Source organism: Lichenibacterium minor, assembly GCF_004137685.1.
Classification (GTDB): Bacteria; Pseudomonadota; Alphaproteobacteria; order Rhizobiales; family Beijerinckiaceae; genus Lichenihabitans; species Lichenihabitans minor.
In genome coordinates, this window is sequence record NZ_QYBB01000026.1 from 13975 (window position 1) to 28073 (window position 14099).

At 67.6% G+C, this 14099-nt stretch carries 12 protein-coding genes; 8 read left to right on the top strand and 4 right to left on the bottom strand.

Features of this window, described 5'->3' with window-relative positions; genetic code table 11:
* Positions 1–79 precede the first annotated feature (79 nt).
* Entirely contained in the window at positions 80–1324 is a 1245-nt protein-coding gene (locus D3273_RS18985) for an urea ABC transporter substrate-binding protein (RefSeq protein WP_129228470.1), read from the bottom strand.
* A 1279-nt stretch (positions 1325–2603) separates the two neighbouring features.
* Here D3273_RS18985 and D3273_RS18990 point away from each other — a divergent pair.
* From D3273_RS18990 to D3273_RS19025, 8 genes are all read left to right on the top strand, one after another.
* Positions 2604–3590 (top strand): amidohydrolase family protein, encoded by a 987-nt coding sequence (locus D3273_RS18990; RefSeq protein WP_129228471.1) that lies wholly within the window; start codon positions 2604–2606, stop codon positions 3588–3590.
* 86 nt (positions 3591–3676) lie between these two features.
* Positions 3677–4984 carry an MFS transporter gene (locus D3273_RS18995; RefSeq protein ID WP_129228472.1) on the top strand — a complete coding sequence of 436 codons (1308 nt, stop codon included), beginning with the start codon at positions 3677–3679 and terminating at the stop codon, positions 4982–4984.
* 80 nt (positions 4985–5064) lie between these two features.
* Complete coding sequence (locus D3273_RS19000) at positions 5065–5736, top strand: GntR family transcriptional regulator (RefSeq protein ID WP_129228473.1); 672 nt, start codon at positions 5065–5067, stop codon at positions 5734–5736.
* 106 nt (positions 5737–5842) lie between these two features.
* The gene (locus D3273_RS19005) at positions 5843–6865 is read left to right on the top strand and encodes a 4-hydroxythreonine-4-phosphate dehydrogenase PdxA (RefSeq protein WP_129228474.1); all 1023 of its coding nucleotides are present in this window, start codon (positions 5843–5845) and stop codon (positions 6863–6865) included.
* A 138-nt stretch (positions 6866–7003) separates the two neighbouring features.
* Positions 7004–7699 (top strand): amino acid ABC transporter permease, encoded by a 696-nt coding sequence (locus D3273_RS19010; protein ID WP_129228475.1) that lies wholly within the window; start codon positions 7004–7006, stop codon positions 7697–7699.
* Positions 7700–7707: 8 nt separating this feature from the next.
* Complete coding sequence (locus D3273_RS19015; protein ID WP_129228476.1) at positions 7708–8355, top strand: amino acid ABC transporter permease; 648 nt, start codon at positions 7708–7710, stop codon at positions 8353–8355.
* Between the two features lie 2 nt (positions 8356–8357).
* Entirely contained in the window at positions 8358–9137 is a 780-nt protein-coding gene (locus tag D3273_RS19020) for an amino acid ABC transporter ATP-binding protein (RefSeq protein ID WP_129228477.1), read from the top strand.
* Positions 9138–9217: 80 nt separating this feature from the next.
* Entirely contained in the window at positions 9218–10009 is a 792-nt protein-coding gene (locus D3273_RS19025; RefSeq protein WP_129228478.1) for a transporter substrate-binding domain-containing protein, read from the top strand.
* Positions 10010–10199: 190 nt separating this feature from the next.
* Here D3273_RS19025 and D3273_RS19030 read toward each other — a convergent pair whose 3' ends face one another.
* From D3273_RS19030 to D3273_RS19040, 3 genes are read right to left on the bottom strand one after another with little or no spacing between them, the layout of a single operon-like run.
* Entirely contained in the window at positions 10200–11201 is a 1002-nt protein-coding gene (locus tag D3273_RS19030; protein ID WP_129228479.1) for an ABC transporter permease, read from the bottom strand.
* Complete coding sequence (locus D3273_RS19035) at positions 11198–12715, bottom strand: sugar ABC transporter ATP-binding protein (RefSeq protein WP_129228480.1); 1518 nt, start codon at positions 12713–12715, stop codon at positions 11198–11200. Before D3273_RS19035 ends, D3273_RS19030 begins: the two co-directional genes overlap by 4 nt.
* A gap of 8 nt (positions 12716–12723) precedes the next feature.
* Entirely contained in the window at positions 12724–13662 is a 939-nt protein-coding gene (locus D3273_RS19040; RefSeq protein ID WP_428977790.1) for a sugar ABC transporter substrate-binding protein, read from the bottom strand.
* Positions 13663–14099: the final 437 nt, after the last annotated feature.

Sequence of the window (14099 nt, forward strand, 5' to 3'; positions counted from 1 at the left end):
CTCCGAAGGGGCGGTGGCCCTGGCGGGCGCACCGGATCGATCGTCCCCGGCGGCGAAGTGGCCCGCCGGGGCCCGGCCATCACAGCGTCGGGACGAACTGCTTGTTGGTCTTCGGGTTCTTGATGAGGTCGCAGGCACCGGCGGTGTCGGCGGGATACTGGTCGGGAAAGGTTTGCAGGATGTCCCACTTGCGATCCTTCGGCGTCGCCAGGTAGGCGGTGCGGATCGTGTGGTGGGTCTTGGGGTCCATGGTGACCTTGCCCGAGGGCGTTTCGACCGTGATGCCGGATTCCAAGGCGTCGATCACCTTGTCGCGGTCGACCGAGCCGGCCTTCTTGACCGCGTCCGCCCAGAGCATGATGCCGTCGAAGGTGGCGGTGTCGAGTTCGCCGAGGTCGGTGACGTCCGCACCGTACTTGGCCTGCATGCCCTTCACGAAGTCGACGCTGGCCGGGGTCGTGAGCGAATTGTACCAGCCGTAGCAGGTGACGATGCCGTTGGTCGTGGACGGGTCCATGGTGGTGAGCTCGTCGCCGAGGCCGAACACGCTCGACCCCATCGGGATCTTGCCCTTCATGCCGGCCGCATCCCACTGCCGGTAGAAGCCCGAATGGTTGGCGCCTACCAGCGCCGAGAGCACGATGTCGGGGGCCGCCTGCTGGATGCGGCTGATCGCCGAGGAGAAGTTGGTGACGTCGAGCGGGAAGAAGTCGGTGCCGACGACGGAACCGCCGCCGTCCTTCATGAACTTCGTCATCCAGCTCGCCGTGATGTGCCCGTAATTGTAGTCGGCGGCGACGATATAGGCCTTCTTGCCCCAGGTCTTCAATGCGTAGTCGACGATGTGATCGACGGTCTGGGCGGGCGTCGAGCCGGTGCAGAACACGTTGCGGTCGCAGACCCCGCCTTCATACTGGGTGTTGTAGAAGTAGAGCGTCTTGTCTCGGTCGAAGATCGGGCGGATGGCCTCGCGCGACGCGGAGGTGATGCCGCCCTGGATGACGTCGACTTTGTCTTCGAGCGCGAGCTTCTGGGCGAACTGCGAATAGAGCTGCATCGTCGACTGGGTGTCGTAGGCGATGAGCTGGATCGGACGGCCGAGCAGGCCGCCGGCGGCGTTCAGCTTGTCGACGGCATATTGCGTCGTCTGGATCATTCGCCGGCCTTCGAGGCCGAGCGCCCCCGTGCCGTCGAGCAGGCTGCCGAGCTTGATGGGCTCCGCCGCGAAGGCCCGGCGCGCATAGAACGGCATCGCGACCGTGCCGGCCGCGACAGCGCCTCCGAGCTTCAGTGCCCTGCGCCGGCTGATCGTGTCCTGGGTCATGGGAGGCGGCTCCGTCGGAGGGGGCTGGGTCCGGCACGGACGAGGATCGCCCGGCTGTCGGCGACGGCGCTGCAAGCGCAATGCCAACATTTCCCACAAAGGACACATCCGGCATCCGGGCCCCTTCCGTCGCCTGCACGGACGCGATGTCGTCGTGAGGGGGTGGGAGATGTCCGTGGAGGGGGGAAGTGAGTCCCACAAAAACGTCATTCCGGTCATCGCCGAGGACCGGAGCGGGGTCGTGATGTGACCGGAGCACCACCGTCGGATGCCAGGATCGAACCGGCCGGGCTGCCTCGCCCATGGGCATTCTGCATGCATCGCGCATCTTCCTCGTCAGAGCGACGCGGAAGCATGCAGCGTGAGCGATGAGGGTATACGGTGTGATGTTGAAACATTAAAAATGATAGTATTATTTGGTTTCCAAAACACAATGCGGTGATAAAATCACCACGGATTCATATTTCAATCTCATTTGATTATGGGATGTCGGTTCGAATGAGAGCCTGACCCAAAGTGGGGCCGTCCTGGTTGTGCGATTCGGAGCTGGCGACCGAGCTAGCGGGATCATCATGTGGATCGACGAGCAGCGGGAAACTGACAAGCGCTCGGGTGGCGGCTTCACGAGCGACGCCACGGGCATGGGGTAGGCTGTATCGGGGCGGCTGATCCCGGATGGCAGGCCATGCAGGGCCGACATGCGGTCGGCGATGAGCGCGATCCTGTTTCTGCTGCGAACCGGCTGAACCACCGCAGTCGGTCGGTCCCGCTTGAGCCGTGCGATGGCCCGCGCCATCAGACAGGGAGCGGCGCTGTACACCGCTCCGACGCGCACCCGCTGTGGCCCGCCTTCGGCGAGCTCGTCCAAGCCCCGCTGAGCCCGCTCAAGCACGTCAGACACATTGCGGGTATGGCGCAACAGGACCTCGCCGAAACCGTTGGACTATAGTTCTCAATGTACGCGCACGAGGAGTGAACGAACCATCGCCGCCCCGAGCCCCAGCGGCAGCTTGGTAGCAGCCGGCCTTCCGATGCCGAGCGCGGCCCTTCGCAGGATGCCGTGACGGCCGAGGGTGACGAGGAAATCGAGGTGTCGGGTTCTCAAGCGGCTCAGGATCGATCTGGACAGGAGCCGGCTCCGGACCGCCGGGCGGGTGGGGGGACAGAAGATTCTAACCGGCGACCCGAAATGCCATCTGGCCGGCGCACCCAGACGGGGAGAGACTTTCGGGAAACGCGGGACGCGACACCTGAGGGGCGGGCGACAGGGAGAGGCGACATGGCGCTCACGCGGCATCCCGACGGGCATGAAGGTCTGGCCGAGGGCGAGACGAGCGACGGAGCCTCGACGCAGCCGCTCTACGACGGCCCGATGGTGGACGCTCACCACCACTTCTGGGACCCGACCCGCAACCTCCACCCCTGGCTCGCCCCGGGCGTCAGCATCCCATTCCGCTACGGGAACTACGACAGCATCAAGGACCCGTACCTGCCGGACGACCTTCGACGCGACAGCGCCGGCCACCACCTGAGCGAGAGCGTCTACGTCGAGACAGAATGGGATTCGGCCGACCCGCTCGGCGAGACCCGCTACGCGGCATCGCTGGCGGCGCGCCACGGCTGGCCTCATGCCATCGTGGCCCAGGCTTGGCTCGACCGCGACGATGTCGCCGAGGTGTTGGCGGGGCAGGCCGCCGAGCCCCTGGTCCGCAGCGTCCGCCACAAGCCCGGCGGACCGGAACGGCCGGACAAGGTCGGGGCCACCTGGACACTCATGTCGGATGAAATCTGGCGCCGCGGCTACGCCCTGCTGGAGCGCCACGGCCTCCACTTCGACCTGCAGACGCCCTGGTGGAATCTCGACGAGGCGGCGCGCCTCGCGGACGATTTCCCGCGAACCACCATCGTGCTGAACCACGCCGGCCTGCCGGCTGACCGCAGCGACGCGGCCCTCCTGGCTTGGCGCGCCCACATCGAGCGTTTCGCGGCGCGGCCCAACACGGCGATCAAGATCTCCGGCCTTGGTCTGCAAGGCCGCCCCTGGAGCGTCGATGAGAATCGCCGCGTCGTCGAAGAGGCGATCGTGGCTTTCGGCCCCGCGCGAGCGATGTTCGCCAGCAACTTCCCGGTCGACCGCCTCTGCGGCACCTACGACGCCATCATGACCGGCTTCAAGCGCATCGTGGCGGGCCGACCCGCCGCCGAACAGGCGGCCCTCTTCTGCGGCACAGCCCGCCGCATCTACCGCACCGGCCCTCGAGCCTGACACAGTGCCGAACGCCCCCGAGAGAGGGGCGGCCAAAACCAGCGACGATCGAGGGCCGCCACGGCCCGACAAGGGAGGCCCAGGCCATGTCGTCCTCAACCCGTCCGCTCGTCGCCGCCGCGGTGTCAGGAACGGCCCCGCGCTCCGGCGTACGCTGGCGCATCTTCGGCATCGTGTTCCTGCTCGTCGCCCTGAACCTCGTGGATCGCACGGCGCTGTCCATCGCGATGCCGACGATCGCTGGCGAGTTCCAGCTCTCGCCCACCCTCCAAGGTGTGCTGCTCAGCGCCTTCTTCTGGAGCTACGCGGCGCTGCAGATTCCGGGCGGGTGGCTGATCGACCGCTTCGGGCCGCGCCGGCTCGTGACCGGCGCCACCGTGCTCTGGGGCCTGTTCCAGACCCTGGCCGCCTTGGCGACGGGCGGCGTGACGCTGCTGCTCACCCGCGTCGGGCTCGGGGCCGCCGAGGCGCCGCTGTTTCCCTCGGGCGCCAAGCTCAGCGCGAACTGGCTGGCACCGGGCGAGCGCGGCCGTGGCGCTGTGCTGATGGACAGCGGTGCGCCGCTCGGCGCGGCCTTCGGCGGCGTCGTGATCGCGTCTTTGATCCTCGTCTTCGACTCCTGGCGAACCGCCTTCCTGGTGGCGGGCCTCGCCACCGTTGCGGTCGGCGTCGTGGCCTGGCGATACCTGCGCGACGACCCGGCCGTCCACCCCGGCGTCAATGCAGCCGAACTGGCCCACATCCGCGGCGGCGATGCCGCGGTGCAAGCCGCCGATGCCGTCCTCCTCCCACCCCGTATCGCGCCCCGCTCGATGGCGGGACTGCTGGTCGGCCGCATGGGCTGGGCCATGATCAACTTCGGCCTGCTGACCTGGGGGCCGAGCTACCTTGTCCAGGCCCGGCACTTCGACCTGAAGCAGATCGGGTATTCCACCTTCGTCATCTTCCTTTCCGGCACGGCAGGCTCGCTCTTCGCCGGCTTCTCGGCCGACGCCCTCATCACCCGCGGCTTCGCGCGCGCTGCGGTCTACAAGCTGATGCTGGCACTGTCGGGCTTCGCCACCCTGATCAGCTTCCTGGTCCTGCCGCAGGTCTCGGATCCCGTGGCCGCCATCGCGGTGCTGTCGGCCACGCTGTTCTTCCTTTATTGGGGGAGCCTCTATTGGAGCCTGCCGGCCCTGCTCGCCCCGCGCGATACAATCGGCCTCGTCGGCGGTGTGATGAACTGTGCCGGTAGCGTCGGCGGCATCGCGGTCCCGATCGTGACGGGCGCCATCCTCCAAACCACGGGCGCCTACGGGGCGGTGCTGGGCTTCTTCGCCGTGTGTGCCGGCTTCTACGTGCTCGGCACGCTGGTCATCGCCTTCCCGGCCCGCGCCACTGCGGCCCGCTGAAACGACGGGCCACGGCGTCCTGTATATTGTAGAACAGGCGGCACGGCTGCCGGTCCCCTCTGGCGCCGGGGAGGCAGCTCATGACTATCGCCACGGACTTCGACGCGGGGCCGCCGATGCAGCGGCGCAGCCTGCACGACGATCTCGTGGAGCGCCTGCGGGACATGATCATCGCCGGTACCCTGCCGCCTGGCACCCGCGTCCACGAGGGACAGATCGGCGCGGCGCTCGGCGTCTCGCGCACGCCCCTGCGCGAGGCCCTGAAATTTCTGGCCAGCGAAGGGCTGATCGAGCTTCAGCCCGGCCGTGGCGCCGTTGTCAGGAGGCTGACGAGCCGCGACGTGGAAGGCATGCTCGACGTCCTCGTGGCGTTGGAGGATCTCGCGGCCCGGCTCGCCTGCCGCGGGGCCAGCGACGCCGGGATCGCCCGCATCCGGGCTCTCCACGACGCCATGATGGGGTTCTACACCGCCCGCGACCGGCTCGAATACTACAAGCTCAACCAGGCGATCCATTCTGGCCTCGTGGCGCTGGCGGACAACGCCTGCCTCGCCGAGACCCACGCCGGCATTCAGATGCGGCTGAAGCGCATCCGCTTCATCGGCAACGAGGAGCAGTCGAAATGGGACAGCGCCGTCACCGAACATGCCGAGATGATAGTGGCCTTGGAAGCCCGCGACGAGCACCGCTTGGCCGCCATCGTCCGGCTCCACCTTCATCGTACCTGGGAGCGCGTGCGCGACAGCGTCTGACCTTCCACGCAGCATGACATCTCTGAATGCTGCATACAGCATGTTGCGTGTCGAATTTTTCCGTGCCAATGTCTGTTCAACACAGAACATCGTCTCGGGGGACACCATGGACCGATCCTTGCCCACCATCGCGCTGGCCATGGGCGACCCCGCGGGCATAAGCCCGGAACTGACCGCCAAGGTCATCGCGCTCCCCGACGTGCGGGCTGCCGCGCGCTTCATCGTCATCGGCGACCGCCGCCTGTTCGACGTCGGCGCCCGCACGGCGGGCCTCACGCCCGACATCCCCACCGTAGGCTCGCTCGACGAGGCGTTGGAGCCGACGGACGGACCGGTCTTCGTCGACATGCGCAACTGCGATCCCGCCAGCATCGCGGTGGGCGAGGTGAGCCGCGACGGAGGCGCCTCCGCGGTGGCGAACTTCCGAGCCGGCATCGGCCTCGCGGGTGCGGGCAAGATCGATGCGCTCTGCTTCACCCCCTTCAACAAGGGCGCCATGCGCCTCGCACACCCGACCTATACCGACGAGATCGTGTTCCTCGACGAGGTTCTCGGCATCGAGGGCACGGCCAGCGAATACAACATCATGAACGGCATCTGGAACGCCCGCGTCACCTCGCATGTGCCGCTGAAGGGCGTGGCCGATTTGATCACGCGGGCCAACATCGACCGCGCCATCGCCCGCACCCGCACCAACATGATCACGGCAGGCTTCGTCGAGCCCCGCATCGCGGTCGCGGCGCTGAACCCGCACGCCGGCGACGGGGGCAATTTCGGGAGCGAGGAGATCGAGGTCATCGGCCCGGCGGTCGAGGCCGCCAAGGCCAAGGGCTACAGCGTCGAGGGGCCCTTCCCGTCCGACACCGTGTTTCTGCGCGCCAAGGCTGGCGCCTTCGATGCTGTGTTGACCATGTACCACGACCAGGGTCAGATCGCGATGAAGCTCATCGGCTTCGATACCGGGGTGACGCTGCTCGGCGGCTATCCGGTGCCGATCGCCACCCCGGCGCACGGCACAGCTTACGAGATCGCCGGCAAGGGCGTCGCCAACGTCGGGGCGACGCGTCAAGCCCTGCTGCTGGCGGCCGAGATGGGCCGTCGTGCCCGCGAGGCAGCCACGGCGCACTGACGACCTCGACCCCGGGCAGACCAGCCGAACGGCGGCGCCCGGCATGCCGTCCCGCGAGGGACTTCACAGGGAGGATGGCGACATGGCGGTACCCCGCATCGGCACGCGCCGGCTTTCCGTGGTCGCGGAGGCAGAACGGTGAATTACCAGTTCGACTTCAGCTTTCTTTGGGATCCCGACAACGCCTACTGGCGCGACATCCTGCACGGCACTTGGCTCACCGTGCAGCTGACGGTGTTGGCCATCGTGCTCGGCTTCGCGCTGGGCGCCGCCTGTGCGATCGGCAGCACGAGCCGCATCCCGTCCCTGCGCCGCGCCATCGCGGTCTACGTCGAGATCATTCGCAACACGCCGCTCCTGGTTCAGGTCTTCTGGTTGTTCTTCGGTCTCGCCAGCCTCGGGTTCAAGTTCTCCGCCTTCTCGGCGGCCGTGCTGGCTTTGACGATCAACATCGCCGCTTATACCAGCGAGATCATCCGCTCGGGCATCGAGTCCGTCCGCAAGGGGCAGATCGAGGCCGCCGAGAGCCTCGGCCTCAGCCGGATGCAGCTCCTCTTCGACGTCGTGCTGCCCCCGGCCATCGAACGCGTGCTGCCGTCGCTCGCCGGGCAGTTCGTCCTGATGATGCTCGCCACCTCCATCATGGCGCAGATCTCCACCGAGGAGCTGATGGCGGCGGCGAGCCGCATCCAATCCGAAACCTTTCGGGGCTTCGAGATCTACATCGTGGTGGCGGTGGTCTACCTCGCCCTGGCGATGGCCCTGCGCCTGTCCTTCGCGTTCCTGGCCTGGGCGGCCTTTCCGCGCCGCCGGCGCCTCGGCACCCCGGTCTGAGGCGCCCGATGACCCTCTCGCTCGCCAACATCGTCTACCTGCTCCAGGGAACGCTCTGGACGGTCGCGCTGGCACTGCTCGGCTTCGCCGGCGGGGGCGCCCTCGGGCTCGCCGTGGCCCTGATGCGCGTGTCGCGCTTCGCCGTGTTGCGCCTCGCTGCCGGTACCTGGATCCAGGTGGTCCAGGGCATCCCGTTGCCGGTGCTGATCTTCCTCTCCTACTTTGGGCTCGGGGTGACGGGTTTCGACGTGCCGGCCCTGATCGCGGTCGCCTTGTCGATCGCCATCAACTCCTCGGCCTTTCTCGGCGATACCTGGCGAGGCTGCATCCAGGCCGTCGCCAAGACGCAATGGGAGGCGGCCGACAGCCTGGCGCTGAACGGCCTCCAGCGCATGGTGGACGTGGTGCTGCCGCAAGCCCTGCGCCTGGCGATCCCCTCGACCATCGGCTTCTCGGTGCAGATCATCAAGAACACGTCCTACGCGGTGGTCATCGGCTTCATCGAGCTGACGCAGTCGGGCAAGATCATCAACAACGCTCTCTACGAGCCCTTCCTGATTTTCAGCATCGTCGGGCTGATATACTTCATGCTGTGTTCGCCATTGTCGAACGCTAGCCGACGCCTCGAAGCGCGGCTACGAGCCCGGGGAGCCTGACCATGACCCTCCATGCCATCGCCCCGGCGTCGACCGCGGAGCCGGCACAGGCCACCCCGATGGTGCGCTTCAACGACGTGCATAAAAGCTTCGGCATCGTGGAGGTGCTGAAGGGCATCTCCTTCGCGGTCGGGCGCGGCGAGGTCGTGTGCCTGATCGGCCGCAGCGGCTCGGGCAAGAGCACGGCATTGCGCTGCATCAACGGGCTGGAGCGCATCACCACGGGCTCGATCGACGTCTGCGGGCATGCCGTGACGCCCGACGGCAAGGCCGACCTCCACGCGGTGCGCAAGCGGGTCGGGATCGTGTTCCAGAGCTACAACCTGTTCCCGCACCTCACCGTCGAGCAGAACATCACACTGGCGCCGCGCCGGGTGAAGAAGACCGCGCCCACCGAGGCCCGTGCCCTCGCGGCCGACGTGCTGGCCAAGGTGGGGCTGTCCGACAAGATCGCGAGCTATCCCGAACAGCTGTCGGGCGGCCAGCAGCAGCGCGTCGCGATCGCGCGCGCCCTCGCCATGCAGCCGGAAGTGATGCTCTTCGACGAGGTGACCTCGGCACTCGACCCGGAACTCACCGGCGAGGTGCTGAAGGTGATGGAGGACCTCGCCCGGGGCGGCATGACGATGGTGCTGGTGACCCACGAGATGGCCTTCGCCAGCCGCGTCGCTGACAAGATCATCTTCATGCACAAGGGCCGCGTCCACGAGACTGGCCCGCGCGACCTGCTGTCCCGGCCCGAAACGCCGGAACTGAGGCAGTTCGTCGGCACGGGTCTTTGAAAGCTGCTCGACCTCTGGAGCAGGCCTGCTCCAGCCGTTGGATAAGCTTCGATACGACGGTGACACCACGGGAGGACACGATGAAGACCACGGCGTTTCTGGGCTTGACCTGCCTGACGGTCCTGCTGGCGGCGGCACCGGCGCGGGCCGACACGCTCTCCGACATCAAGGCCCGCCACAAGCTCCTCGTCGGAATCGACCTCGGCCTGCCGCCCTACGGCACCGTCGACGCCGCCATGCAGCCGACGGGCTCGGACGTCGAGGCGGCGCGCTTGCTCGCCGCCGATCTCGGGGTGGAGCTGGAAATCGTACCCACGACGGGCGCCAACCGGATCCCCTTCCTGCAAACCCACAAGATCGACGCCGTGATGGCGTCCTTTTCCATCACGGAAGCGCGCAAGAAGGTCATCGACTTCTCAGTTCCCTACGGCGTGATCTCGATCATCTGCGCGGCCCCGGCCGACGTCGCTGTCAAAGACGCCAAGGATCTCGAAGGCAAGACGGTGGCGGTCACACGCGGCACCGGCGCCGATGCCGACGCCACCAGACTCGCCAAGGCGGACGACAAGATCAGCCTCGTGCGATTCGACGACGACGCGACCCTGATCACGGCGCTGTCATCGGGTCAGCAGGACATCATGATCTCCGCCCCCGCTCAATTGCGCGACATCAACAAACGTGCGTCGCGCCCGATCGAGCAGAAGTTCGTGATCCGCACGAACGGCTATGCCGTCGGTCTGCGCAAGGGCGACGGCGATCTCCAGAAGGCCGTGAACGCCTGGATCGAGAAGGACCTCGCCGACGGCAAGCTGCGGACGAGCTTCAAGCGATGGCACGAGGCGGACCTGCCGGCCGACATGCCGAAGGAGTGATACGGTTTCCGGTGAATGGACTCGGCACGGCACGGATTCCGTTTGTGTGGCCATGGGCGTAGCGTGGCAGCTCAGCGGGGAGGCCGGACCGACCACGGCTTGGGCCCGCATCCGGCTGCCGGCTTCCGGGCCGAGCCCCACCACGACGTTGTCGATCACCGTCGCCCAAGGCAGGGACCGCGGGACGCTTTCACCCCAAGGAGCGCGACAGCCGGGCACGGTAGCTGTCGAGAACCACCGCCAGGATGATGACCAGCCCCGTGATGATCTGACGGATGAAGTCCGTCACACCCATCAGGATCAGGCCGTTGCCGAGCACGCCGATGATGATGGCGCCGAGCAAGGTCCCGACCAGCGAGCCTCGCCCGCCCGACAGCGACGTGCCACCGATGATCACCGCCGCAATGGCGTTGAGTTCGAAGCCGACGCCGAGGATCGGGTTGGCGATGGACAGCCGCGTCACATAGACGATCGCGGCTATGCCCACGCAGGCCCCCGTGACGGCGAAGGCCAGCACCTTGGTGTCAAAGGGGCGGTGGCCCGACAGGCGCACCGCTTCCTCGTTGTTGCCGATGGCGTAGATCATCCGCCCGAACACCGTGCGGGTCAGCACGACCCAGCCGAGCGCCAAGAGCGCCAAGGCGAGCAGGAACATCACCGGCAGGCCGAACAGGCTGGCGGTGCCGAAGGCGATGAAGCTGTCCGGGAAGTCGTAGATCGTGCGGGCGTTGGTGACCTCCAGCGCGAGGCCGCGGGCGACGTTCAGCATGCCCAACGTGACGATGAAGGAGGGCACGCCCCAGAAGGCCGACACGAAGCCGTTCAGCGCACCAGCCGCAATGCCGACACCGAGGCTCGCCGCGATGCCCAAGCCTACCGCCACCACCTCGGGCAAGGCGTCCAGCTTCATCACCGTGCCGGCCACGACCGCGCAGAGAGCCATCACGGCGCCGACCGACAGGTCGATGCCACCGATCAGGATGGCGAAGGTCATGCCCGTCGCCAGGATCAGGTTGATGGTGATCTGGGTCAGGATGTTGGACATGTTGGTGCCGGACAGGAAGTCCGGCGCCGCGAGGGCGAAGAACGCCACCAAGGCCAGCAGCGCCACCCCGATGCCGGCGTCGCGCAGCAGCAGGCGCGAGCGGCGGAAGCGCAGGGGTAGAGCCGTATCAGGCGTGGCGGCACTCATGACGCGGTCTCCCCCATGTAGCCGCTGTAGGCGAGGCCGAGGATGCGCTCCTCGGAAAAATCGGCGCGCGCCACCTCGCCGGCGAAACGGCCGCGCGACAGCACCAGGATGCGATCGCAGAGATGGATCAGTTCCGGCAATTCGGACGACACGACCAGCAGCGCGCGGCCTCCTGCGGCGAGGCGGCCCAGCAAGGCATAGATCTCGGCCTTGGCGCCGACGTCGATGCCGCGCGTCGGCTCGTCGAGCATCAGCACGCGGGCTTCGGCGAAGAGCCACTTCGCCAGCACCACTTTCTGCTGGTTGCCGCCGGAAAGCTGCCCGGCCGGCTGCCCGGGCCCGCTGAGCCGTGTGGCGAGTTCCCCCGCGTATCGCACGCAGGCAGCCCGCTCGGCGTCGGCGCGCATGAACCCGGCACGCGTCACTCGGGGGAGGGCGGCGAGGCTGGTGTTGATGGCGGAGGACATGGACAGCACCAGTCCTTCCGCCTTGCGGTCTTCGGTGAGCAGGCCGATGCCGGCCGCCGTAGCGTCACGCGGCGAGCGGATGGCGACGGCTTTGCCGTCTCGGAACACCTCGCCGCGGGGTGGCCCGTCGGCGCCGTAGATCGCGCGCAGCACTTCGGTTCGGCCAGCGCCGACGAGGCCCGCGATGCCGACGATCTCGCCGTACCGCACCGCAAAGTCCAGCCCGGGGCCAGGGGGAGCACCCTTGGGGCGCAGGCGCCGAACGGCCAGCGCCTCAGCGCCGACTGGGCCGCCTGACACAGGCGCCTGAGTGGCCAACGACCGGCCGATCATGGCGCGCACCAACTCCGGCGGGCTGGTGTCAGCGGTGCGCTCCGTCGACACGATGCGGCCGTTGCGCAGCACCGTGACCCGGTTGCAGAGCGCGAAGATCTCGGCGAGGTGGTGGGACACGTAGATCATCGTCAGGCCGCGGGCCTTCAGCGCCTCGATCTGCTCGAACAGGCGGCCCGACTCGCGCGGCGTCAGGGTCGCGGTGGGCTCGTCGAGCACCAGCACGCGGCCGCCGTCGCTGCGCAGCGCCTTGGCAATCTCGATCAGCTGGCATTGCGCGACGCCGAGCCCCTCCACGGGCGCGCGCGGTGACAGATCAGCCAGGCCGACGCGGTCGAGCAGCGCGCGCGCCTCCTCGTCCATCCGCCGCCGGTCGAGGAACCCGAGCGCACGGCGCGGCAGGCGCTCGAACAACAGGTTCTCCGCGACGCTGAGCGCCGGCAGCAGGTTCAGCTCCTGGTGCACCACGCGGATGCCGGCGCGGATCGCGTCCGTGGGCGAGGCGGGCGTGTAGGGCTCGCCGGCGAGCGCCATCGTCCCGGCGTCCGGGCGATGGATGCCGGCGAGCAGCCGGATGACGCTCGACTTGCCGGCGCCGTTCTCCCCTGCCAGCGCGTGGGTCTCACCCTGCGCGATGTCGAGGTCGACGCCGTCCAGCGCCACCACGCCGGGGAAGCGTTTGCCGATCCCCCGTAGGGACAGCATCGGGGTCATGGGACGCGTCAGGCCGCGCCCTTGCCCTTCACCAGCTTCAGCTCCGTCTTGATCCAACCCGTGAGGTTCTGGCCGCCGATCTCCTTCAGGGCCTCGTCGATGCCGTCGGCGGCGAGCTGCGAGCCGAACTGGTCGACGGTGGCCAGCAGGGCGCCGCTTTCCAGCAGGGGCTTCACGGCCGGGATGTCGTCGAAGGACACGACTTTGATGGCGCCCGTCTTGCCGCGCGCCTGGATGGCCTTGACGATACCGAGAGCCATGGAGTCATTGGCTGCCATCACGCCCTGGATGTCCGGGTGGGCGGTCAGCATGTCGGTGAAGACGCTGTTGGCCTCCTCGGTTTCCCAATGGGCGGTGCGGCTGTCGATGAGGGTGAGGCCGCCCGCCGTGATGGCGTCTTGATATCCCAGCTTGCGCTGGGTGGCGTTCTCGGCGCCGGGGTTGCCCTCGACGATGACGACCTTGCCGCCCCGGCCGAGGGCCTGAGCCAGCACCTCGCCCGACATCTTGGCGCCGGCGCGGTTGTCCGGTCCCACGAAGGCGATGTCGACGCCGCGCTTCTTCATGCTTTCGGGGTCGAACGCGACGTCGATGTTGATGACCTTGACGCCGCTCTTCACCGCGCGGGCCACGGGGGGCAGCAGGGCGCGGCTGTCCGCCGGGGCAATCACGATGGCGTCGACGCCGCGGGTGAGCAAGTTCTCGACGGCGGCGATCTGACCGTCGATGTCGGTCTCGGACTGGATGCCGACGGGGATCAGCTCGAAGCCGCCGCGCTTCTTGGCGTAGGCGACGGCGCCCTCCTGCATGTCCTTGAAGAACTCGTTGGCGAGCGACTTCATCACCAGCCCGATTTTTGGGGTCCCTCCGGCGGCGCGGGCGAAGCCCGGGAATGCCGCAAGCATGCCGGCACCGAAGCCGGCGATGACGAACGAACGACGGTCCATGGAGCGCTTCCCCTGTGTGTCTGGTCTTCTGCTTCCATCCGGACGTTGCCGGCGGAGCGCAGCGATACATCGGACAAGAGCCTGAAGTCCAGGAGCGTATGCCCTGTGGCTTTGCGGCCTCGCAATCTCCAAAGCACTTTCGCGGCAGGCAGAGGCGGCTTCTTCGCCATCCTGCTCTGGCCATGGATCCGCTGTGAGGCGGCCTCGTTATCTCGCTTGGTCTCTGACTTTATGCTGCCGGACCGGCGGGCTTGTTGCCGTCGGGGCAGGTCGGCGTCGCCAAGGTCTGTCGCCGAAGGGGATCATTGTGCGAAAGCTTTTATGACAGAAGCGACCTGATAGCGCCGGTGGCAAGGTTTCCTTTCGCCCGCTCCTGATCGAAAATAGCCGTTCCGCTCCCCACCCTGCCTCGCCGTTAGGAGACGATGGGCTGAGTC

Excerpts from the sequence above, each read along its gene's own strand:
- D3273_RS18985 (WP_129228470.1), bottom strand. The coding sequence starts at position 1,324 with ATGACCCAGGACACGATCAGCCGGCGCAGGGCACTGAAGCTCGGAGGC.
- D3273_RS18990 (WP_129228471.1), top strand. The coding sequence starts at position 2,604 with ATGGCGCTCACGCGGCATCCCGACGGGCATGAAGGTCTGGCCGAGGGC.
- D3273_RS18995 (WP_129228472.1), top strand. The coding sequence starts at position 3,677 with ATGTCGTCCTCAACCCGTCCGCTCGTCGCCGCCGCGGTGTCAGGAACG.
- D3273_RS19000 (WP_129228473.1), top strand. The coding sequence starts at position 5,065 with ATGACTATCGCCACGGACTTCGACGCGGGGCCGCCGATGCAGCGGCGC.
- D3273_RS19005 (WP_129228474.1), top strand. The coding sequence starts at position 5,843 with ATGGACCGATCCTTGCCCACCATCGCGCTGGCCATGGGCGACCCCGCG.
- D3273_RS19015 (WP_129228476.1), top strand. The coding sequence starts at position 7,708 with ATGACCCTCTCGCTCGCCAACATCGTCTACCTGCTCCAGGGAACGCTC.
- D3273_RS19020 (WP_129228477.1), top strand. The coding sequence starts at position 8,358 with ATGACCCTCCATGCCATCGCCCCGGCGTCGACCGCGGAGCCGGCACAG.
- D3273_RS19025 (WP_129228478.1), top strand. The coding sequence starts at position 9,218 with ATGAAGACCACGGCGTTTCTGGGCTTGACCTGCCTGACGGTCCTGCTG.
- D3273_RS19030 (WP_129228479.1), bottom strand. The coding sequence starts at position 11,201 with ATGAGTGCCGCCACGCCTGATACGGCTCTACCCCTGCGCTTCCGCCGC.
- D3273_RS19035 (WP_129228480.1), bottom strand. The coding sequence starts at position 12,715 with ATGACCCCGATGCTGTCCCTACGGGGGATCGGCAAACGCTTCCCCGGC.
- D3273_RS19040 (WP_428977790.1), bottom strand. The coding sequence starts at position 13,662 with ATGGACCGTCGTTCGTTCGTCATCGCCGGCTTCGGTGCCGGCATGCTT.